Genomic DNA, 21,386 nt, shown 5'->3' on the forward strand with positions numbered 1-21,386 from the left:
AGCTCGCTCCTACAGGATTGCGATCGCCCGGATCCCCCGTCTTTTTCCTATCCATACAAGCTGTTACTGTACGGTCCACAAAGCCCAAGCCGCCTGGATCGGATCCCCTATTTGAAGCGTCCCCTGCCCCTGCTCCTGATCAGCCTGGCCTTGAGCTCCACCGCAAGCGCGACGATCAGCGAAAGCCATGGTTATGCGCAGTTCGGCATGCTCAAGTACCCGGCCCGATTTACCCACTTCGACTGGGTCAACCCGCAAGCGCCCAAGGGCGGTACTTTGCGGGTGATGGCGTTTGGCACCTTCGACACGCTCAACCCCTACACCTTCAAGGGCACCAGCCCGGTCACCACGCCGAGTTTCCTGCAATACGGCATCAACGAGCTCAATGAACCGCTGATGGTCGGCACGGGGCAGTACGCACCTTCGGGTGACGAGCCCGCGTCCAGCTACGGCCTGATTGCCCAGTCGGTGGAGTACAACGAGAACCGCAGCTGGGTGGTGTTCAACCTGCGTCCCGAAGCACGCTTCCATGACGGCACGCCGATCACCGCCTACGACGTCGCGTTCTCCTATCGCGTGTTGCTCAAGGAAGGCCATCCGCTGTACCGCACCAGCCTTCAGGAAGTGTCGCGGGTCGACATCCTCAACCCGCAGCGCATCCGTTTCGTGTTCAAGCGAGCCGGCAATCCGCTGCTGATCCTGCGCCTGGGTGAAATGCCGGTGCTGGCGCAGCACTACTGGAAAGGCCGCGACTTCAAGGCCACCACTTTCGAGCCGCCGCTGGGCAGCGGGCCGTATCGCATCACCTCGGTCACGCCAGGACGACAGATCGTCTTCGAACGGGTCAAGGATTACTGGGGCAAAGACCTGCCGGTCAATCGCGGCAAGTACAACTTCGACCGCATGGAAGTCGAGTTCTACCGCGACAGCGTCGTGGCGTTCGAGGCGTTCAAGGCCGGTGAGTTCGACATCTATATCGAGCACCAGGCGAAGAACTGGGACACCGGCTACAACTTCCCCGCCGTACGCCGCGGCGAGGTGATCAAGACGCAGATTCCCCATCAGATCCCGACCCAGACCCAGGGCCTGTTCATGAACAGCCGTCGTCCGGCTTTCTCGGACACCAAGGTCCGTGAAGCGCTGGGGCTGATGTTCAACTTTGAATGGACCAACCGCTCGCTGTTCGGCGGCGCCTACCAACGCGCCATGAGCTATTACCCCAACAGCGAGTTCTCGGCCAGCGGTTTGCCGGTCGGACATGAATGGCTGTTGCTCAAGCCCTATCGCGAGCAACTGCCGGCCAGGCTCTTTACCGAGCCGTTCAGCCTGCCGCAGACCGATGGCCGCGGCATCCCCCGGGAGACCCTGCGCAAAGCCCTCGGCCTGCTCGCCGAAGCCGGCTGGAAGCTCAATGGCCAGCGCCTGCAAAACACCGCCGGGCAGCCGCTGCGCCTGGAACTGCTGCTGGTCAACCCGAACCTGGAACGCATCCTCCAACCTTACGTCGAGAACCTGGCCAGCATCGGCATCGACGCCCGGCTGCGCACGGTCGATCGCGCGCAATACAAGCAGCGCCTCGACCAGTTCGATTTCGACATGATTCTGATGACCCTCAACCAGACGCTGAGCCCGGGCCTGGAACAATGGCAGTACTTTCACTCCAGCCAGGCCGGGGTCAAGGGCAGCAAGAACTACGCCGGCGTTGCCAACCCGGTGGTCGACCATTTGCTCGAACAGTTGCTGGCCGCCCGGACCCGCGATGAACAGGTCGCCGCCGGCAAGGCCCTCGACCGCGTGCTGCTGTGGCAGCACTACATCATTCCCAACTGGTACCTCAATTATCACCGCCTGGCGTACCGCAACCGGCTCGCCTTCGTCACCACGCCGCCCTACACCCTGGGCCTGAACGCGTGGTGGCTGAAATCTTCGGAGAAAGATCAATGAAACCCATCCGTGCCCTGCTCCTGCAGGCCAGCGGTCTGCTGTTCGCCGGGCTGGCCTGCGCCGCCCCGCAACATGCCGTGACCCTGTATAACGAACCGCCGAAATACCCGGCCGATTTCAAACACTTCGACTACGTCAACCCGGACGCGCCCAAGGGCGGGATTTTCCGCCAGGCCGGTTTCGGCGGCTTCGACAGCCTTAACCCCTTCATCAGCAAAGGCGTGCCGGCGGACGATATCGGCATGATCTACGACACCCTGGCCAAGCAAGGCCTGGACGAGCCGTTCACCGAGTACGGCTTGATCGCCCGCCTGATCGAGAAAGCCCCGGACAACGCCTGGGTGCGCTTCTACCTGCGCCCGGAGGCACGCTTCCATGACGGCCATCCGATTCGCGCCGAGGACGTGGTGTTCAGCTTCCAGATGCTGACCAAGGACGGCGCGCCGATGTACCGCGGCTACTACAGCGACGTGGCCGAAGTGATCGCCGAAGACCCGCTCACCGTACTGTTCAAGTTCAAGCACACCAACAACCGCGAACTGCCGCTGATCCTCGGCCAGTTGCCGGTACTGCCCAAACACTGGTGGGCCGACCGCGACTTCAACAAGGGCAACCTGGAAATTCCGCTGGGCAGTGGCCCCTACAAGGTCAGCGAAGTGAAAGCCGGACGCTCGGTGCGTTACGAGCGGGTCAAGGACTACTGGGGCAAGGACCTGCCGGTCAATCGCGGTTTCTACAACTTCGACGTGATGACCACCGACTACTACCGCGACAACACCGTCGCCCTGGAAGCCCTCAAGGCCGGGCAGTTCGACTACTGGCTGGAAATGACCGCGAAGAACTGGGCCAACGCCTACAACATTGCGGCGGTCACCGAAGGTCGACTGGTCAAGGAACAGATTCCCAACGGCAATCCCACCGGCATGCAAGGGTTCGTGTTCAATATGCGCCGCCCGGTGTTCCAGGATGTGCGGGTGCGCCAGGCCTTGTCGCTGTTGCTGGATTTCGAATGGACCAACAAGCAACTGTTCAACGGTGCCTACGCGCGTACCCGCAGTTATTTCGAGAACTCGGAAATGGCCGCCACCGGCCTGCCTGACACCGATCAGGTGGCGATCCTCGAACCGTTCCGTGGCAAGCTGGCGCCGCAGGTGTTCAACGAATCCTTCCAGAACCCGACCACCGACGGCAGCGGCATGATCCGCGCCCAGCAACGGCAAGCCTATCAATTGCTGCAGGAGGCCGGCTGGCGCATCGTCGATGACAAGATGGTCGACGCCACCGGCAAGCCGGTGGCCATCGAGTTCCTGTTGGCCCAGACCGAATTCGAACGGGTGCTGCTGCCGTTCAAACGCAACCTGAGCGACCTGGGCATCGATCTGGTGATCCGCCGGGTCGACGTCTCGCAGTACATCAACCGCGTGCGTTCCCGGGACTTCGACATGATCGTCGGCAGCTTCCCGCAGTCCAACTCGCCGGGTAACGAACAACGGGAATTCTGGATGTCGGACGCCGCCGACAAGCCCGGCAGCCGCAACTCCATGGGCCTGAAGGATCCGGTGGTCGATCAACTGGTCGAGCAACTGATCAACGCCGATTCGCGCAACAGCTTGGTCGCCCACGCCCGCGCGCTGGACCGCGTTCTGCAATGGGGCTATTACGTAATACCCAACTGGCACATCAAGACCTGGCGCGTGGCCTACTGGAACCACATCGGCCATCCCAAGGTCTCGCCTAAATACGATATCGGCACGGCCACCTGGTGGGTCAAGCCGGACATCAAGCCGGCAATAGAAGTCGAAACCACACTGCAGGCCGATCCTGCGGGCACGGAGTAATCAGATGCTGGCGTACATTTTTCGGCGACTGTTGCTCATCATTCCGACTCTGTTCGGCATTCTGCTGATCAACTTCGTGATCATCCAGGCGGCCCCCGGTGGGCCGGTGGAGCAGATGATCGCCAAGCTCGAAGGCTTCGAGGGCGCCACTAGCCGCATCGCCGGCGGTGGTGCCGAAGTCTCGGTGGCAGGCTCGGCCTATCGCGGCGCCCAGGGCCTGGACCCGGCGCTGATCAAGGAAATCGAGCACATGTACGGCTTCGACAAATCGGCGCCGGAACGCTTGTGGATCATGGTCAAGAACTATGCATCCCTGGATTTCGGCGACAGCTTCTTCCGCGACGCCAAGGTCATCGACCTGATCAAGGAAAAGATGCCGGTGTCGATCTCCCTCGGGCTGTGGAGCACGCTGATCATGTACCTGGTGTCGATCCCGCTGGGGATCGCCAAGGCCACGCGGCACGGCAGCCACTTCGACGTCTGGACCAGCTCGGCGATCATCGTCGGCTACGCGATCCCGGCGTTCCTGTTCGCCATCCTGTTGATCGTGGTGTTCGCCGGCGGCAGTTACCTGGACTGGTTCCCCTTGCGCGGGCTGACTTCGAACAACTTCGATGAACTGAGCATGGGCGGCAAGATCCTCGACTACTTCTGGCACCTGGCGCTGCCGGTGACCGCGCTGGTCATCGGCAACTTCGCAACCATGACCCTGCTGACCAAAAACAGCTTCCTCGACGAGATCAACAAGCAATACGTGATCACCGCCAGGGCCAAGGGCCTGACCAACCACCGCGTGCTGTACGGCCACGTGTTCCGCAACGCCATGCTACTGGTGATCGCCGGGTTTCCTTCGGCCTTCATCGGCATCTTCTTCACCGGCTCGTTGCTGGTGGAGGTGATCTTCTCCCTCGACGGCCTCGGCCTGATGAGTTTCGAGGCGGCGATCAACCGCGATTACCCGGTGGTGTTCGGCACGCTGTTCATCTTCACCCTGCTCGGGCTGGTGGTGAAACTGATCGGCGACCTCACCTACACCTTTGTCGATCCGCGCATCGACTTCGAAAGCCGGGAGCATTGAGATGAACCTGTCCCCTCTCAATCGCCGCCGCTTCGAACTGTTCAAGGCCAACAAGCGTGGCTGGTGGTCGCTGTGGCTGTTCCTGATCCTGTTCGGCGCAAGCCTGGGTGCCGAGTTGATCGCCAACGACAAGCCGCTGGTGGTGCACTACGACAACAACTGGTACTTCCCGGCGCTCAAACGCTACCCGGAAACTACCTTCGGCGGCGAATTTCCGCTGGAAGCCAACTACAAGAGCCCGTACATCCGCGAACTGCTCAAGGCCAAGGACGCCTGGGTGCTGTGGGCGCCGATTCCCTACAGCTACCAGAGCATCAACTACGACCTGAAAGTCCCGGCCCCGGCCCCGCCCTCGACGGACAACCTGCTGGGCACCGACGATCAGGGCCGCGACGTGCTGGCCCGGGTGATCTACGGTTTCCGCATTTCGGTGCTGTTCGCCCTGACCCTGACCGTGCTCAGCTCGATCATCGGCGTGATCGCCGGAGCCTTGCAGGGTTTCTACGGCGGCTGGGTGGATCTGGCCGGGCAGCGGTTCCTGGAAATCTGGTCCGGATTGCCGGTGCTGTACCTGCTGATCATCCTCGCCAGTTTCGTGCAGCCCAACTTCTGGTGGTTGCTGGGGATCATGCTGCTGTTCTCGTGGATGAGCCTGGTGGACGTAGTGCGCGCCGAATTCCTGCGTGGGCGCAACCTGGAATACGTGCGCGCCGCGCGCGCCCTGGGCATGCAAAACGGCGCGATCATGTTCCGTCACATCCTGCCCAACGCGATGGTCTCGACCATGACCTTCATGCCGTTCATCCTCACCGGCGCCATCGGTACGCTGACCGCCCTGGACTTCCTCGGCTTCGGCTTGCCGGCGGGCAGCCCGTCCCTGGGTGAACTGGTGGCCCAGGGCAAATCCAACCTGCAGGCGCCGTGGCTGGGCATCAGCGCCTTCGCCGTGCTGGCCTTGATGTTGAGTCTGCTGGTGTTCATCGGCGAGTCCGCTCGCGATGCCTTCGACCCGAGGAAGTGAAATGAATCAACACAATCTGATCGAAGTGCGCGACCTGTCCGTCAATTTTGTCGTCGGCAATCGCTGCCAGCGAGCGATCGAAGGCGTCAGCTTCGACATCAAGCGCGGTGAAACCCTGGCGTTGGTCGGCGAGAGCGGTTCCGGCAAATCGGTCACCGCACACTCGATCCTGCGCCTGCTGCCCTACCCGCTCGCCCGGCATCCGTCCGGCACCATCTTGTATTCCGGGCAGAACCTGCTGGACCTGAAAGAAAAAACCATCCGCCACATTCGCGGCAACCGGATTGCGATGATCTTCCAGGAGCCGATGACCTCGCTCAATCCCCTGCACTCGATCGAGAAACAGATCAACGAAGTGCTGGGCATCCACAAGGGCCTGACCGGAAAGGTCGCGACCAAACGCACCCTGGAGCTGCTGGAGATGGTCGGCATCCCCGAGCCGCACAAGCGACTCAAGGCCCTGCCCCACGAATTGTCCGGCGGCCAGCGTCAGCGGGTGATGATCGCCATGGCCCTGGCCAACGAGCCGGAACTGCTGATCGCCGACGAGCCGACCACCGCGCTGGACGTGACCGTTCAGCTGAAAATCCTCGAATTGCTCAAGGAATTGCAGGCCCGATTGGGCATGGCCTTGCTGCTGATCAGCCATGATTTGAACCTTGTGCGAAGAATTGCGCACCGCGTATGTGTCATGCAGCAAGGTTGCATCGTCGAACAGGCATCGTGCGAAGAACTGTTCCGCGCGCCGCAGCATCCGTACACTCGGGAACTGCTGGCAGCGGAGCCCGGCGGCAAGCCTGCAAGCAACGTGATCGGCCCGCCCTTGCTGGCGGTCGAGGACCTCAAAGTCTGGTTTCCGATCAAGAAAGGCCTGCTCAAGCGCACGGTGGATTACGTCAAGGCGGTCGACGGCATCAATTTCAGTCTGCCCCAGGGCCAGACCCTGGGGATAGTGGGAGAAAGCGGTTCCGGCAAATCGACCCTGGGCCTGGCGATTTTGCGGTTGATCGCCAGCAAGGGCGCCATCCGCTTTGAAGGCCAGCAGCTAGACTGCCTGACGCAGCAACAGGTCAGGCCGCTGCGACGGGAGATGCAAGTGGTGTTTCAGGACCCGTTCGGCAGCCTGAGCCCGCGGATGTGCGTGAGCCAGATCGTTGGCGAGGGCCTGCGGATCCACAAGATGGGCACCGAGGCGGAACAGGAACAAGCGATCATTGCAGCACTCAAGGAGGTAGGTCTGGATCCGGAAACCCGGCACCGCTACCCCCACGAATTTTCCGGCGGGCAACGGCAGAGAATCGCCATTGCCCGGGCATTGGTGTTAAAACCGGCGTTGATTTTGCTGGACGAGCCGACTTCGGCCCTCGACCGCACGGTACAACGCCAGGTAGTGGAGCTTTTGCGTTCACTGCAAACCAAGTACAACCTGACGTATCTGTTTATCAGCCATGACCTGGCTGTGGTGAAAGCGCTGAGCCACCAGTTGATGGTGGTCAAGCATGGCCAAGTGGTCGAACAGGGAGACGCGCAAAGCATTTTTGCCGCCCCCCAACATCCGTATACACAGCAGTTGCTGGAAGCCGCTTTTTTGGCTCCGGCCACTGCGCAATAACCTGAAAGAGGAGCAACACATGGGTTTTCTCGCCGGTAAGCGCGTACTGATCGTCGGTGTCGCCAGCAAGCTGTCCATCGCATCCGGCATCGCTGCCGCCATGCATCGCGAGGGCGCTGAGCTTGCCTTCACTTATCAGAACGACAAACTCAAGGGTCGTGTCGAAGAGTTCGCACAAGGCTGGGGTTCGAGCCCTGAGCTGTGCTTCCCGTGCGATGTGGCCAGCGATGAAGAAATCGCCAAGGTCTTCGAAGAGCTGAGCAAGAAGTGGGACGGCCTGGACTGCATCGTGCACTCCGTCGGCTTCGCCCCGGGCGACCAACTGGACGGCGACTTCACCGAAGCCACCACCCGCGAAGGTTTCCGCATCTCCCACGACATCAGCGCCTACAGCTTCGTGGCCCTGGCCAAGGCTGGCCGCGAAATGATGAAAGGCCGCAACGGCAGCCTGCTGACCCTGTCGTACCTGGGCGCCGAGCGCACCATGCCGAACTACAACGTCATGGGCATGGCCAAGGCTTCCCTGGAAGCTGGCGTACGTTACCTGGCCGGCTCCCTGGGCCCGGACGGTACTCGCGTCAACTGCGTATCGGCAGGTCCCATCCGCACCCTCGCCGCTTCCGGCATCAAGAACTTCCGCAAGATGCTGGCCGCCAACGAAGCGCAAACCCCGCTGCGCCGCAACGTCACCATCGAAGAAGTCGGCAACGCCGGCGCCTTCCTGTGCTCGGACCTGGCGTCCGGCATCAGCGGTGAAATCATGTACGTGGACGGTGGCTTCAACACCACGGCCATGGGCAGCATCGAAGAGTAATCTTCGGTCAGCCAAAAAAAACCCGCCGCTTTTGGCGGGTTTTTTATGCCTGCGATTTCCCGGACAAACACAGCCCCTCTGTGGGAGCGGGCTTGCTCGCGAAAGCGGTGTGCCAGTCAACATCAATGCTGAATCTGAAGCCGTCTTCGCGAGCAAGCCCGCTCCCACAGGGTTAGTGTTATGTCAGGCATTGCGCAAACAACTGCTGAATCGGCTGCATCCGCTGGCTATAGCGCTGTAACAGCACGATCTCCCGATAGAAAGTCAGTTCGCCCAGCGGAACGATCCGCACCCCGGCCCCATGCTCAAGCCATAACCCGGCCTCCGGCAACAACGAAACCCCCAACCCACACTCGACCATTTTGACAATGGCCTCCAGTTCATCCAGCTCCAGCGCCACGTGCACCTCGATCTGCCGTTCGCGCAGAAACCGCGTCACCAGCCGCCCGCCAAACGAATTGCGGTCGTAGCGTACATGAGGGTGCTCGGTGAGCAGTTGCAGCGGATCATCGCCGTCCAGGTCCGCCGGTACGATCAGCACGAACGGTTCCCGGCGAATGACCTGCGCAGACAATTCCTTGGGCAACTCAAACGGCGGCTTGATCAGGATCGCCAGGTCCACTTCTCCCGTGTCGACCTGGCTCAGCAGGTTCAGTGACACACCGGGCACCAGCTTGGGCTCCAGCAAGGGCGCCTGTTGGCGCAAGCGCACCAGCGCCTGGGGCAGCAGCCCGGTCTGAGCAGTCGCCACCGCGCCGATTCTCAGTTCGCCACGATACTCACTGACATCGTCGCTGACGGCCATGCGGCTGAAGGTTTCGAGCATTTCCCTGGCCATCGGCAACGCACGCTGCCCCGCCGCGTTGAGCAGCGCCTGGCGGCCGGTGCGGTCGAACAGACGGATGCCAAGGGCTTGTTCCAGGTTGCGAATCTGCGCGCTGACCGCCGATTGCGTCAGGCCGATGTGCATGCCCGCTGCCGCGAACGTGCCGTAACGCGCCACCGCGATAAAGGTTTTCAGTTCGCGCAGCATGGAGGCCTCGATTGATCGAAATAATTTGAGCTCGACGCAAAAATTATCGTCTTTCAATCAAAAAGCACAGGGCTAAACTCGACACATTCCCACCCACACCGAGGTTCGCCTGATGCAACTGTCCCCTTTTCACCTGGCCATTCCGGTCTACGACTTGCCGGCCGCCCGACATTTCTATGGTTCAGTGTTTGGCCTGGAGGAAGGCCGCTCAAGCGAGCATTGGGTGGATTTCAATTTTTTCGGCCATCAACTGGTGATTCACCTGGCGCCGAAAAACCCTACGCAAGAAGCCGCGCACACCAATGCCGTGGACGGTCACGATGTGCCGGTGCCGCATTTTGGCGTGGTGCTCGGGATGGCCGAGTGGGAGGCGCTGGCCGAGCGGCTGAAGTCGCTGGAGACACGCTTCGTGATCGAACCGGGGATTCGTTTTCAGGGGCTGGTGGGTGAACAGGCGACGATGTTTCTGCTTGATCCTTGCGGGAATGCGCTGGAGTTCAAGGCGTTCAAGGATATTGGACAGTTGTTTGCCAAGTAGGCGTTGCCTGTCGGGACGCCATCGCGAGCAAGCTCGCTCCCACAGTGGATTTGTGGCGTTCATAAATCCTGCTCGCGAAGAGGCCCGCTAATGCAACACCGCCCTAACGGCTCATCACACGCTCGGCCTCCTCCAGCAGTTCCTCGATTGAGTCATGAACAGTGGGGTTGTATTCGACCTGGGTCACGCTGAACCGAATGTGATAACTGCGACGCGCCGTGGCGTTGCGCTCATCGAGTATCTCATTGAGTCGCACCTTGATCGCCTCAATCTCAACGGCACTGGACCCGGTCAGCAGCGCCACGAACCGGTCGCCGTCGAGTCGGCCGACCACATCGTTTTCACGAAAGCCGATCCGCAGGACATCGGCGAACGTCTTGAGCGCATCGTCACCTTTGGCTCGGCCATACAGATAGCAGATGAGCTTGAATTCATCGAGGCTGAAGTACAGCAGTGTCGCTGGCGTCTCCAGTTGTTGGCAGGCAACCAGCCCGAGTTGGGCCAATGCAGTGAAACCATGGCGATTGGACAGCAGCGTCAGCTCGTCCATGCTCGCCATCTGCACCCCTGCCAGTTCTTGTTCGGCCTGGCGAGCCAGTTCGCGCAACCGTTCACGTTCTTGCTGTGGCGTGCGCAACGGGTTGGCTGATCGACCCGATTTGCCTGTTTTGCCTGAGATCAACATCGTTCACTCCCTTGGCGGGTATGTACGTTAGAGTCGCCCGTACCCACATTGACTCCCTGTAAGCGTGCCGCTGGTCAGCTACCTGCCACCGGGCACGGTCCTCCCGCATCGGCCCAGCGCTTGAACCGGGCGACGAAAATATCGTGGGGCACCGGTACCGGCGCGCGATTGCCGCCGGGGTTCCAGCCCCACAGCACCAGCTTGTCGTCGCTGACGTGCTTGATCAGCGCGGCAAAATCCCGATCGCCGTTGCTGGAACGATCCTTGATCATCGCGCACAGCCGGTCGGCTGGCAGGCCGATCCAGGCCATGCGGTGCGCGGCCGGTGGCAAACTCCAGTGCGGCGCACCCGGTGGTGCGTGGGGGCCGTAACTGGCCGGCGGATTGCTTTGCGCATGGCAGGTTGCACAGGGCAACCCGGCCGAACCCTTGCCGTCCATGCCACGCACGACATTCATGGCGTGGGGCACGCCGGCATCGAATTGCAGCGGCGAATCCCCAGGAATATGGCAGTTCTGGCAACGGGGGCTCTGGAAGACCTTCTGCACGGTGTCGAACGCCTGCAAGGCCTCACGGTCATCGGCGAACACGTGCGATGCGTAGGCGATGAGACAGACCAGGATCACCGCCCCAAGCAACCAGTGATGTCGTTTCATCTCACACCCCCGCCAGCTGCAAGGGCAGCTCCCGCAGGCGCTGCCCGGTCAGGGCAAACACCGCGTTGGCCACCGCTGGCGCCATGGGTGGCACACCGGCTTCGCCGATACCACCGGGTTTGTCGCTGCTGGGCACGATATGCACTTCGACCACCGGCATTTCGTTGAGCCGCAGCACCCGATAGTCGTGATAGTTGGACTGCACCACCTGCCCGTCCTTGAGTGTCAGCTTGCTGTGCAAGGCGAAGCTGAGGCCAAAGGTAATGCACGACTCCATCTGCGCGGCGATGCTCTGGGGGTTTACCGCAATGCCGCAATCCACCGCGCACACCACCCGGTGCACGCGGATGGCGAGGTTGTCCTGGGACACCTCGGCCACCTGGGCCACGTAGCTGCCGAACGACTCATGCACCGCCACACCCAAGGCATGGCCGTCCGGCAGTGGCGCCTTCCAGTTGGCCTTCTCCACCGCGAGGTTCAGCACACCGAGATGGCGCGGATGGTCCTTGAGCAAGGTGCGCCGATACTCCACCGGATCCTTGCCGGCCGCCGTGGCCAGTTCATCGATCAGCGACTCCATGACAAACGCGGTGTGGGTGTGACCCACCGAACGCAGCCACAACACGCTGATGCCGGTTGTCGGTGAGTGCAGTTCTATCTGGTGGTTGGCCAGTCCTTCGATGTAAGGGCTATCGACCACGCCTTCGACGGAGGTCTTGTCGATCCCGTCCTTGACCATGCTCGCTTCAAGTGAGGTCCCGGCCATGATCGACTGCCCGACCATCACATGTTTCCAGGCCAGCGGCATGCCGTCAGCGCCCAGCCCGATACGCGCATGGTGCAGGAACGCCGAGCGGTAATAGCCGCCGCGGATGTCGTCCTCCCGCGCCCACACGGTTTTCACTGGTGCACCGGCAGCCTTGGCGACATACACCGCTTCGCTGACGAAATCCGACGTCGGATTGGCCCGGCGCCCGAAGCCGCCACCGAGAAACTCGGTATGGATCACCACCTGTTCGGGTTTGAGCCCGGTGATTTTCCCGGCGACCATTTGGTCCAGGGTCTGGAACTGGGTGCCGGTCCAGATTTCGCATTTGTCCTTGGTGATGCTCACCGTGCAGTTCAGTGGCTCCATCGGCGCGTGGGCCAGATAAGGCACACTGTATTCAACGTCGATCTTCTTGACCGCTTTCGCCAGCGCAGCCTGGGCATCCCCCGCCTGGCCTGCGTTCAGGCCGGGGGTGGTGGCGAGTTTGCGGAAGTTTTCCAGTAACGCCTGGCTGTCGAGCCCGGCGTTCGGCCCCGGATTCCACTCGATTTTCAGCGCATCGCGCCCCAGCTTCGCCGCCCAAAAATGATCGGCAATCACCGCGATTCCGGTCGGCACTTGCACCACTTTGTGCACACCCGGAATCGCCAGCGCTTCGGCGCCTTCAAAGGATTTGACGCTGCCGCCGAAGGTGGGCGAACGGGCAACCATCGCAGTCATCAGCCCGTCAAACTGCACGTCCATGCCGAACTTCGCCCGGCCGGTGATTTTTTCCGGAGTGTCCAGACGTTGGGTGGGTTTGCCGATCAGCTTCCAGTCCTTTGCGTCCTTGAGTTTGATCGAGACCGGGTCTGGCCGTGGCAATTGCCCGGCGTCATCGGCCAGTTCGCCGTAGGTGGCACGGTGCTCACCGGCCATGACCACCCCCGATTCGGTATGAATCTCGGACGGCGCGACGTTGAAACGCTTGGCCGCTGCGTCGATCAACATCAAACGCGCCGCCGCGCCGGCCTGGCGATAGCGGTCGAACTCCATCCAGGTCGAGGTCGAGCCGCCGGTGATTTGCATCCCGCCAAAACCAGGCAGGCCGTAATCGGCGGCCGAAGCCGGTGCATGCTCGACGCGGATTTTCGTCCAGTCGGCGTCCAGTTCTTCGGCGATCAGCATGGTCAGGCCGGTCCAGATGCCCTGGCCCATTTCCGAGTGACCCAGCAATACGGTGACACTGTTGTCGTTGCCAATACGCAGGAAGGCATTGGGCGCAAACACGTTGCCCTGGTTTTCCGCGCCCATGGCGAAACGGTGGGCACCGGGCATGGCAAACGCGACCACCAGCCCGCCGCCCAGCATGGCACTGCCCTTGAGAAAACCACGGCGCGATAACGCGTTGATGCTGTTCATGGCGCAAGCTCCCTTCAACCCGGCCTCAACCCAGCTCGGCGGCGCGTTTGACCGCCGCGCGGATCCTCGGGTAAGTGCCGCAACGGCAGATGTTCCCGGACAGCGCCTGATCGATGTCGCTGTCGGTCGGTTTCGGAATTTTCGCCAGCAATGCGGCCGCCGACATGATCTGCCCGGACTGACAGTAGCCACACTGGACCACGTCAAGTTCCGCCCAGGCCTGTTGGACCGGGTGCGAACCATCCGCGGAAAGGCCTTCGATGGTGAGAATCTTTTGCCCATGGGCCACGGCCGTGGCCGGTGTGATGCACGAGCGCAGCGGTGCGCCATCGACGTGCACGGTGCAGGCCCCGCATTGGGCTATGCCGCAGCCGAATTTGGTGCCGGTGAGGTGCGCGACATCGCGCAAGACCCAGAGCAGCGGCATGTCGGCGGGGACATCCAGCTCCTGATCCTGGCCATTGATGTTCAGGGTCAGCATGGCGCGGTTCCTCAGACTCAGGGTGATCTGAAGGGGCGTCGCTGCGGCCTTGTAAAACCTGCGCGCGCCTCGGGTTACCCTTCAGCTAAGCGCAATTTTGCCGGCAGGCCGAGGCGCATCGACCACCGGTCACCTGTAGGAGCGAGCTTGCTCGCGAAAAACGTCAGTACAACGCGGTCATTCAGACAGGGCGCGTTATCGTTGACGTCCGTCGCGAGCAAGCTTCGCTCCTACACCCTCGGCTTGAACAAAATACCGGTGTAACGCGACAGAAACAGCCCGAATGCCATACACCAAAGCAGCGCCGACATTCCCAATCCCCACCCGGAAAACGGCACCAGCAACACCCGTGACACACCCGCCACCAGCACCAGGGCAAATCCCACAACGATTATTTTCGAGGGCAGCAACGGCCGCCCGGTGTGCCCCAGGCTGACCCGCGCGATCATCGCCAGAACCACCCCGCCGATGCCGCCGACGGCCAGCGAATGAGTGGCCAGGCTTTGCTGCGGCATCCAGCCCAGGTGCCACAGCGCCATGGCCAGCGTCGCCACCGCGAGCCAGGTGTAAGCCAGGTACAGCGACCACAGCAGCGGCACGCGCCACAGACCGCGATCATGCCAGCGCCACAATCGCAGCAGATGCAAACCGCTGATCAACGCAAACAACAGCGCCAGCCACACACGTGGGGCGTCATTCAAACCGACGGCAAAAGACACCGCCGCCAGCATTGCGCTGATCAGCAACACCTTGCCCGGCAACGGATGAGCCGCAGGCGTTGCGGGACGGTTCAAACCGCGCTGGATGAAGAACGGAATCACCCGCCCGCCGATCACGCTCATCAGCGCGCCCACCAGCCACAAAGCGGCCAGCACGCCATGCCGCTGCAGATTCACGTCTTCATTGAAAATCCCCAGCAACGTCAGCGCCTGACAGCCTGCCAACAACGTGACCATCAGTAAAACCGGATAATTTTCCCGCTTGCCGGCGGTGATCAAATCCCGTCCCAGCACACACGCCAGCAGCGGCAGAAAGGGCACTTGCAAGGCCAGCAACAGGATGGCGGGCATCGGCATCAACCAGGCCAGCCGAGCGATCAGCCATACCAGCACCAGCCCGATCAGCGGCCACCCATTGAGCCCTGGCCGGCCGGTCCAGTTAGGTACCGCCGTCAACAGAAACCCGGCAATGATGGCCGCGGTAAAACCGAACGGCATTTCATGGCGATGCCAGGCGAGCATGCCACCCATCGGTTGTGCGCCGGGGAGTCGACCGTACAACCACAACGCCCAGACCGCCACCGCGATGGCCGCGAACCCGGCACCCGCCAGAAAAAACGGGCGAAAGCCGAGGGAGAAAACAGGTGCAGCAGCGATTCCACGCATCACGCCACCACTCTGGCCGGAGTTTGGCTCAGCCCGTACTGCGACAGCAGCCGCATGACATAGCCGATTTTCAGCAGGGTCGGGCCGAGGATGGTCATGGCGTGCATCGACACCAGGGCGACAATCGACAGGTGCCCTGCATAGAGATAGGCGCCGTAGACTCCGGCGAGCAACATGACCAGGCCAACGCCGAGTACGCGATTGGAGAGATGCAGAACGTTTTGAGGGTTGCTGAAGAAATGGGACATTTTCCGTACGCCTGTAGCCGCTCAGTTGTACGTTTGATGTTTCATGTTCCGTGCCAGCTCATGAGCCCTTGCAAACCGGCACCTCCAGATCAACGCAGTCAATTTGACTCAACCCAAATATTGTCCTTATGACAACACAAAGAGTCATTACGACAACAACGTCCTCCAGACACGATTCAATCAACCTAAAAGCAAACCAATATCATTTGCACAGGCGTGGACCATTTGCTTTAATCGCGATCAATTCTTATTTACACAAGGACGCGAACCGCCCATGGACATGCGCTCACGATGACGGTTGCCGATTCCTCCTGCGTCCAGACCCTCTATGCCACGCATCACCGCTGGTTGCACGCGTTGCTGCGCCGGCGTCTGAACAACGCGTTTGATGCTGCCGACCTGGCCCATGACACCTTCATCCGTGTGCTCAAGCGCCCTCAGGTGTTCGACGGCGAAACCCACGAACGTTCGTATCTGGCGACCATCGCCCGAGGCTTGTGTATCGATCACTGGCGTCGTCGGCAACTTGAACAGGCCTGGCTGGACACCCTCGCGGCGCAGCCCCAAGCCGTTCACCCTTCGCCAGAGCAGCGGGCGATCATCGTCGAAACCCTGTATGAAGTGGACGCCATGTTGCAACGCTTGCCCCAACGGGTACGTGATGCGTTCGTGTTGGCTCAGTTGCAGGGGTTGCCCTACCGCGCCATCGCCGAAGAAATTGGCGTGTGTGAGCGCATGGTGAAGAAGTATCTGGCCCAGGCATTGATGCATTGCGCCATGCTCGAAGCAGAACTCGATGGCCTGCTGATTCAATGACACAGACCGCATCGAACGCCATCAGCCATGCCAGTCTCGAACAAGCTGCGCAATGGTATGTCCAACTCAACGACCAACAGGCCGGGGAACAAGACCGCCAGCACTGGCAAGCCTGGCTGACGCAAAGTAGCGAGCATCAGGCTGCCTGGCATTATGTCGAGCGGGTTGGCCAGCGCTTTGCCGCCTTGCAGAACGATCATCCGCAAGCGGTCAGCCATGTACTGCGCAACACCGAACGTGCCGCCATCAGTCGCCGCCACACCGTGAAGGGTCTGCTGGTTCTGGTGTCGGGAGGTTTGCTGGGGTGGAGTGCCTGGGAGGAAACCGCCCTGGCGCCCACCCTGGTTCGCTGGCGCGCCGACCTCTCCACCGGCACCGGCGAAACCCGCGAAACCCGGCTCAGCGATGGCAGCCAGATCTGGCTCAATGCGTTGAGCGCGCTGAATGTTCGGTTCGACAGCACACAACGACTGCTGCTGTTGCGGCTTGGGGAGGTGTTGATCGACACCGCCAAAGACAGCCACCGCCCGCTGCTGGTGCACACCGCCCAGGGCCGGATGCGCGCGCTGGGCACGCACTTCAGTGTGCGCCAGGAGGATCGGCAGACAGTGCTCAACGTCTACGAAGGCGCCGTTGAAGTCCGGACTGCCCAAGGCCAGGTTCAGGTGGTGGAAGCGGGACGCCAAGTGGCATTCGGCGAAAACCACATTCCGATACCGACCGCCGCCACGGCGACTCGTGAAGCCTGGCGCCGTGGCCTGTTGCTGGCAGACAACCTGCCGTTGGGCCAATTGCTCCAGGAGCTGAGCCAATACCGTCACGGGCATCTGGGCTGCGACCCGGCGGTGGCCGGGCTGCCGGTCATGGGTTCGTTCCCGCTCAAGGACACCGATCAGGCCTTGCGCCTGCTGGAAGCGGCATTGCCGGTACGGGTGCAGAAGCCGCTGGACTGGTGGGTCAACGTCGGCCCAAAAGCCTGATGAAGGTTTTTTCTGTCGCGCCGGTTCCCTTTTGCCTTTTTCGTCCGGTTAACCCTTCAAGCACCTCGATTGCCGATTGATCCGACTCCCGGGAACCCCATGTCGCGCGCCACCGTTACCCGCAACCGCTTCGCCTTGCATCCGCTGATGCTGGCTCTGGCGGTTGTCTTGCCGGGCCTGGACGTGTCGCGGACTCAAGCCGCCCCCCTCGTCAACAGCGAACAACCCGGCAGCCAGGCACGCCATTACGCCATCGCTGCCGGATCGCTGGTGAGCGTCCTCAACCGCTTTGCCGAACAGGCCGGGATTTTTCTCGCCGGACACAATGACCTCGCGGCCGGCAAACGCAGCCCTGGTCTTGACGGTGTCTACAGCCAGCAGCAAGCGTTGCAACGACTGCTGCAAGGCAGTGGCCTGCAAGCGCAACGCCAGAGCACCGGCAGCTACGTGCTGCTGGCCACAGCCGTGACACAAGATGCACTGGAACTGGGGGCGACGAACATTTCCGGGCAGGCACCCGGTACGATCAGCGAAGACTCCCGCGCCTACACCGTCGGCTCGACGTCTTCAGCCACTGGCTTGGCGCTGTCCCTGCGCGAAACGCCGCAATCGGTCACGGTCATCACCCGCCAACTCATGGACGATCAGGGGGCCACCAGCATTGTCGATGTCCTGCGCCGCACTCCTGGCATCAGCGTGCAAAACTACGACAGCGAACGCTGGGAGTTTTCCAGTCGTGGCTTGCCGATCACCAATTTCCAGTACGACGGCGTCAATACCGACTACGACGGTGTCTACGACTACGGCACCTCGAGCACCGACATGGCACCCTACGACCGCGTTGAGATCATCAAAGGCGCGACCGGCCTGATGACCGGGGCGGGTGATCCCTCGGCAACCGTCAATCTGATTCGCAAGCGCCCGACCCCGGCATTCAAAGCCTCAGTCACCGGCACCGTCGGCTCATGGGACAACTATCGCAGCGAAGGCGATATTTCCGGCCCGCTGAGCGCCAGCGCAAATGTCCGCGGGCGTCTGGTCGGTGTCCACCAGGATCGCAGCGCCTACACCGATCACTACCGCAACACCAAGGACATCGCCTACGGCATTGTCGAAGCCGACTTGACCCCGGACACCCTTGTCACCGTCGGTATCGACCAGCAAGACACCCGTTCCCGGGGCGCCAGCTGGACCGGTTTTCCGATGTACTATAGCGACGGCTCGCGCACCGACTTCTCCCGGTCCTTCAACCCGGCCACCGACTGGAGCCGTCGCGACTTCACCAACCAGACGGTGTTCGCCTCCGTGCAGCAGCAACTGGCCAACGATTGGGCACTCAAGGTCAGTTACGACCGTAAACACCGCCAGCACGATACCTTCCTCGCCTCCGCCAGTGGCGGCAACCCGGACCCGGTCAGCGGTAACGGCATGTTCATGTATATGGGCAAGTTCGAGGGCGATCAGGTTCAGGACAACATCGACGTCAACCTGACCGGTCCATTCACCCTATGGGGTGGCGATCACGAACTGATCGTCGGTTTCATGTCAATGAACACGCGCCAGGACATCCCGGTGTACGGTTCGGTGTACCCGCCAGTGGACGGCAGCATCTTCGACTGGCGCGGCGAGTTTGCGAAACCCGGGATCCCACGGGTGGGCACCAACGACATTGTCCAGCGCCAGACCGGTGCCTACCTGGCCACCCGGCTCAAGCCCGTCGATGACCTGGCGCTGATCCTCGGCACGCGTGTCAGCGACTTCTCGGGGCACGACGACCTGGATTACAGCGACCCGCACACCGCCGACCTGCGCGACAGCTATCGCCAGAGCGGTGTCGTCACGCCTTATGCCGGGCTTGTCTATGATTTCGACGACACCTGGTCGGTGTACACCAGCTACACCAGCATCTATCAGCCGCAAATGAGCAAGGACGCCAACCGGCGACTGCTCGATCCGGTACAAGGCAAAAGTCTTGAAGCGGGCATCAAGGCTGAATACTTCGATGGACGCCTGAACACCAGGTTCGCCCTGTACCGCATCGAACAGGACAACATCGCCGAGTATGTCAGCGGCGTTGATACCGAGTCGGTGTACCGCGCCGTCCAGGGCGCCACCACCAAAGGCTTCGAGATCGAACTGGCCGGCGAGTTGCGGGACGGCTGGAACCTGTCGGCCGGCTACACCTATAACCACACCCGCGATGCCAAGGGTGATTACGTCTACGGTTCGGTGCTGCAAACCACTGCACCGGAACAGGTGGTGCGAGTATTCAGCACCTACCGCCTGCCTGGCCCCTGGGACAGGCTCACCGTCGGTGCAGGCGTGAACTGGCAAAGCGAATTCTTTGGCAATGTGTTCCGTCCCGACCCCGCCGATACGGTGAACTTCGGTCAGTACACGACGATCACCCAGCCCGGTTACGCCCTGGTGGACGCGATGGCGCGCTATCGCTTCAACGAGCACCTGAGCACCACACTGAACGTGAAGAACCTGTTCGATAAAACCTACTACACCGGGCTTGGCAACTTTGGCACCGGGTTTTATGGCGAACCGCGCGCCGTACAACTGACCACCCGATGGGCGTTCTGATCGTGGCCTGAAACGGGTGTTTGGCGATCTACGGTACTGCCGAACGAACTCAGGCTGGCTACGCTGTAATCCAGCATGCATAACCTGCCGAGGAGTGCCCGCCATGCAACGTGTACAAAAACTCACGCCCTGCCTGTGGTTCGACGATCAGGCCGAAGAAGCGGCGAATTTCTATTGCTTGATCTTCGACCATTCGAAAATCACCGCCATCACCCATTACGGCCACGCCGGATTCGAATTCCACGGCCGGCCCGAAGGTTCGGTCATGACCGTCAGCTTCGAGCTCGACGGGCAGAGTTTCACCGGTCTCAACGGCGGGCCGATGTTCACGTTCAGTGAAGCGGTTTCGTTTCAGGTCAATTGCCAGACCCAGGAAGAAGTCGACCATTTCTGGGGCCGCCTGTCGGCCGGCGGCGCGCCCGAGGCCCAGCAATGCGGCTGGCTCAAGGACAAGTTCGGGCTGTCATGGCAGATCGTCCCCGTTGCGATGATGGACATGATCAAAGACCCGGACACGAAAAAATCCCAACGAGCCATGCAGGCGATGATGCAGATGAAAAAACTCGATCTCGCCGAACTGCAACGAGCCTTTGACGGCGAGAGCTAATACACTCGGGCACTGACCTGCCGAGGAGCGAGCATGAAGCACGCCGTTGCCAAGAACGCCGACAAGGCCCCGCGCTTCTGGCGCGATGATGCCCTGCCTTTCATCGAAGCCCGCGCCATCGCCGACGGGCGCGAAGTCTGCTACACACGGCATGCCCACGAGCACTTTTCCATCGGAGCGATCACCGCCGGGCGCAGCACCTATCTCCATGAGCAGTCGGCGTTCGAGGTCAGCGTCGGCACTGTCGTGCTGATGAACCCCGGTGACGTCCACGCCTGCAACCCGATCGAAGACCAACCCTGGTCGTACCTGATGCTGTACGTCGATACGCCGTGGCTGACCGATTTGCAGCATCAGCTCGGGTTCAGCGATGACGCGGCGTTTCGCCGCTTTTCAGTGACCCATACCCGGGACGCCAACCTGTTTGCCGGCCTCGCGGGCTTGTATGAGGTACTGGTCGATCCACAGCAAGACGTGCTGCGCAAACACAGCGTGGCCGTGGAGTTCTTTACCGAGGTTCAGCTCCGGTTCAACCCGGTCGATCAGCCGCTGCGCGAACCCAATTTCAAGCTGGAGCGTGCTGCCGATTACATCCGCGACCACTGCACGCAAACCCTCAGGCTCGAAGACATATGCGAGGCGGCGCAACTGTCACCGTCCTACCTGATCCGCGCCTTCAAACAGCATTACGGCATGACGCCCCACGCGTTCCTGGTGAACCGGCGCATCCAGTTCGCCCAGGATCAATTGCGCAGCGGCAAACTGATTGCGGACGTGGCACTGGAAGCGGGGTTCGCCGATCAGGCGCATTTTCAACGGGCATTCAAACAACACCTGGCGGCGACACCGGGGCAGTATCGGGGCTGAGGCAACACAAAGATGCTATTGAGC

Annotated in this window: 19 protein-coding genes; 12 read left to right on the forward strand and 7 right to left on the reverse strand. The window is 61.4% G+C overall.

Features of this window, described 5'->3' with window-relative positions; translation table 11 throughout:
- Positions 1 to 123: 123 nt before the first annotated feature.
- Genes KGB29_RS08180 through fabI form a run of 6 tightly spaced genes read left to right on the forward strand, consistent with a single transcriptional unit; the run spans position 124 to position 8,307 of the window.
- Complete coding sequence (locus KGB29_RS08180; protein WP_371319468.1) at positions 124 to 1,944, forward strand: extracellular solute-binding protein; 1,821 nt, start codon at positions 124 to 126, stop codon at positions 1,942 to 1,944.
- The gene (locus KGB29_RS08185; RefSeq protein ID WP_150813866.1) at positions 1,941 to 3,782 is read left to right on the forward strand and encodes an extracellular solute-binding protein; all 1,842 of its coding nucleotides are present in this window, start codon (positions 1,941 to 1,943) and stop codon (positions 3,780 to 3,782) included. Before KGB29_RS08180 ends, KGB29_RS08185 begins: the two co-directional genes overlap by 4 nt.
- A gap of 4 nt (positions 3,783 to 3,786) precedes the next feature.
- Positions 3,787 to 4,860 carry a microcin C ABC transporter permease YejB gene (locus KGB29_RS08190; protein ID WP_007979116.1) on the forward strand — a complete coding sequence of 358 codons (1,074 nt, stop codon included), beginning with the start codon at positions 3,787 to 3,789 and terminating at the stop codon, positions 4,858 to 4,860.
- Position 4,861: 1 nt separating this feature from the next.
- Entirely contained in the window at positions 4,862 to 5,881 is a 1,020-nt protein-coding gene (locus KGB29_RS08195; RefSeq protein ID WP_007999322.1) for an ABC transporter permease, read from the forward strand.
- Position 5,882: 1 nt separating this feature from the next.
- Positions 5,883 to 7,493 (forward strand): ABC transporter ATP-binding protein, encoded by a 1,611-nt coding sequence (locus tag KGB29_RS08200; protein ID WP_150813867.1) that lies wholly within the window; start codon positions 5,883 to 5,885, stop codon positions 7,491 to 7,493.
- A gap of 19 nt (positions 7,494 to 7,512) precedes the next feature.
- Positions 7,513 to 8,307, forward strand: a complete 795-nt coding sequence (gene fabI / locus KGB29_RS08205; RefSeq protein ID WP_057715039.1) for an enoyl-ACP reductase FabI — start codon at positions 7,513 to 7,515, stop codon at positions 8,305 to 8,307.
- 178 nt (positions 8,308 to 8,485) lie between these two features.
- On the opposite strand, the gene KGB29_RS08210 is transcribed toward fabI, so the two are convergent.
- Positions 8,486 to 9,340: a LysR family transcriptional regulator gene (locus KGB29_RS08210; RefSeq protein WP_150813869.1), complete on the reverse strand. Its 855-nt coding sequence runs from the start codon at positions 9,338 to 9,340 to the stop codon at positions 8,486 to 8,488.
- 112 nt (positions 9,341 to 9,452) lie between these two features.
- Between KGB29_RS08210 and KGB29_RS08215 the strand changes: the two genes are divergently transcribed.
- Complete coding sequence (locus KGB29_RS08215; RefSeq protein ID WP_150813870.1) at positions 9,453 to 9,878, forward strand: VOC family protein; 426 nt, start codon at positions 9,453 to 9,455, stop codon at positions 9,876 to 9,878.
- Between the two features lie 103 nt (positions 9,879 to 9,981).
- Here KGB29_RS08215 and KGB29_RS08220 read toward each other — a convergent pair whose 3' ends face one another.
- The 6 genes from KGB29_RS08220 to KGB29_RS08245 all read right to left on the reverse strand — a co-directional run bounded on the left by KGB29_RS08220 (position 9,982) and on the right by KGB29_RS08245 (position 15,503).
- Positions 9,982 to 10,563, reverse strand: a complete 582-nt coding sequence (locus tag KGB29_RS08220) for a GGDEF domain-containing protein (RefSeq protein ID WP_150814627.1) — start codon at positions 10,561 to 10,563, stop codon at positions 9,982 to 9,984.
- Positions 10,564 to 10,637: 74 nt separating this feature from the next.
- On the reverse strand, positions 10,638 to 11,219 hold the full coding sequence (locus KGB29_RS08225; RefSeq protein WP_150814628.1) for a hypothetical protein: 582 nt from the start codon (positions 11,217 to 11,219) through the stop codon (positions 10,638 to 10,640).
- Between the two features lies 1 nt (position 11,220).
- Positions 11,221 to 13,389 (reverse strand): xanthine dehydrogenase family protein molybdopterin-binding subunit, encoded by a 2,169-nt coding sequence (locus KGB29_RS08230; RefSeq protein ID WP_150814629.1) that lies wholly within the window; start codon positions 13,387 to 13,389, stop codon positions 11,221 to 11,223.
- Between the two features lie 25 nt (positions 13,390 to 13,414).
- Entirely contained in the window at positions 13,415 to 13,870 is a 456-nt protein-coding gene (locus KGB29_RS08235) for a (2Fe-2S)-binding protein (RefSeq protein WP_057715045.1), read from the reverse strand.
- A gap of 230 nt (positions 13,871 to 14,100) precedes the next feature.
- Complete coding sequence (locus tag KGB29_RS08240) at positions 14,101 to 15,255, reverse strand: NnrS family protein (protein ID WP_223616381.1); 1,155 nt, start codon at positions 15,253 to 15,255, stop codon at positions 14,101 to 14,103.
- Entirely contained in the window at positions 15,255 to 15,503 is a 249-nt protein-coding gene (locus KGB29_RS08245) for a transmembrane sensor/regulator PpyR (RefSeq protein ID WP_150814631.1), read from the reverse strand. The genes KGB29_RS08240 and KGB29_RS08245 overlap by 1 nt, the downstream gene beginning before the upstream one ends.
- Before the next feature lie 291 nt (positions 15,504 to 15,794).
- Here KGB29_RS08245 and KGB29_RS08250 point away from each other — a divergent pair, with 291 nt between their 5' ends.
- The 5 genes from KGB29_RS08250 (at position 15,795) to KGB29_RS08270 (ending at position 21,362) form a co-directional block, all read left to right on the forward strand.
- A complete protein-coding gene (locus KGB29_RS08250; protein WP_150814632.1) occupies positions 15,795 to 16,319 on the forward strand; it encodes a sigma-70 family RNA polymerase sigma factor in 525 nt (174 codons plus the stop codon).
- On the forward strand, positions 16,316 to 17,299 hold the full coding sequence (locus KGB29_RS08255; protein ID WP_150814633.1) for a FecR domain-containing protein: 984 nt from the start codon (positions 16,316 to 16,318) through the stop codon (positions 17,297 to 17,299). Before KGB29_RS08250 ends, KGB29_RS08255 begins: the two co-directional genes overlap by 4 nt.
- Before the next feature lie 99 nt (positions 17,300 to 17,398).
- Positions 17,399 to 19,888, forward strand: a complete 2,490-nt coding sequence (locus KGB29_RS08260; protein ID WP_150814634.1) for a TonB-dependent siderophore receptor — start codon at positions 17,399 to 17,401, stop codon at positions 19,886 to 19,888.
- Positions 19,889 to 19,991: 103 nt separating this feature from the next.
- On the forward strand, positions 19,992 to 20,495 hold the full coding sequence (locus KGB29_RS08265) for a VOC family protein (RefSeq protein ID WP_150814635.1): 504 nt from the start codon (positions 19,992 to 19,994) through the stop codon (positions 20,493 to 20,495).
- A gap of 33 nt (positions 20,496 to 20,528) precedes the next feature.
- Positions 20,529 to 21,362, forward strand: coding sequence for an AraC family transcriptional regulator (locus tag KGB29_RS08270; protein ID WP_150814636.1), 834 nt, complete (start codon positions 20,529 to 20,531; stop codon positions 21,360 to 21,362).
- The last annotated feature ends 24 nt before the right edge of the window (positions 21,363 to 21,386 follow it).

This window comes from Pseudomonas sp. BF-B-30, assembly GCF_019956305.1.
Classification (GTDB): Bacteria; Pseudomonadota; Gammaproteobacteria; order Pseudomonadales; family Pseudomonadaceae; genus Aquipseudomonas; species Aquipseudomonas jessenii.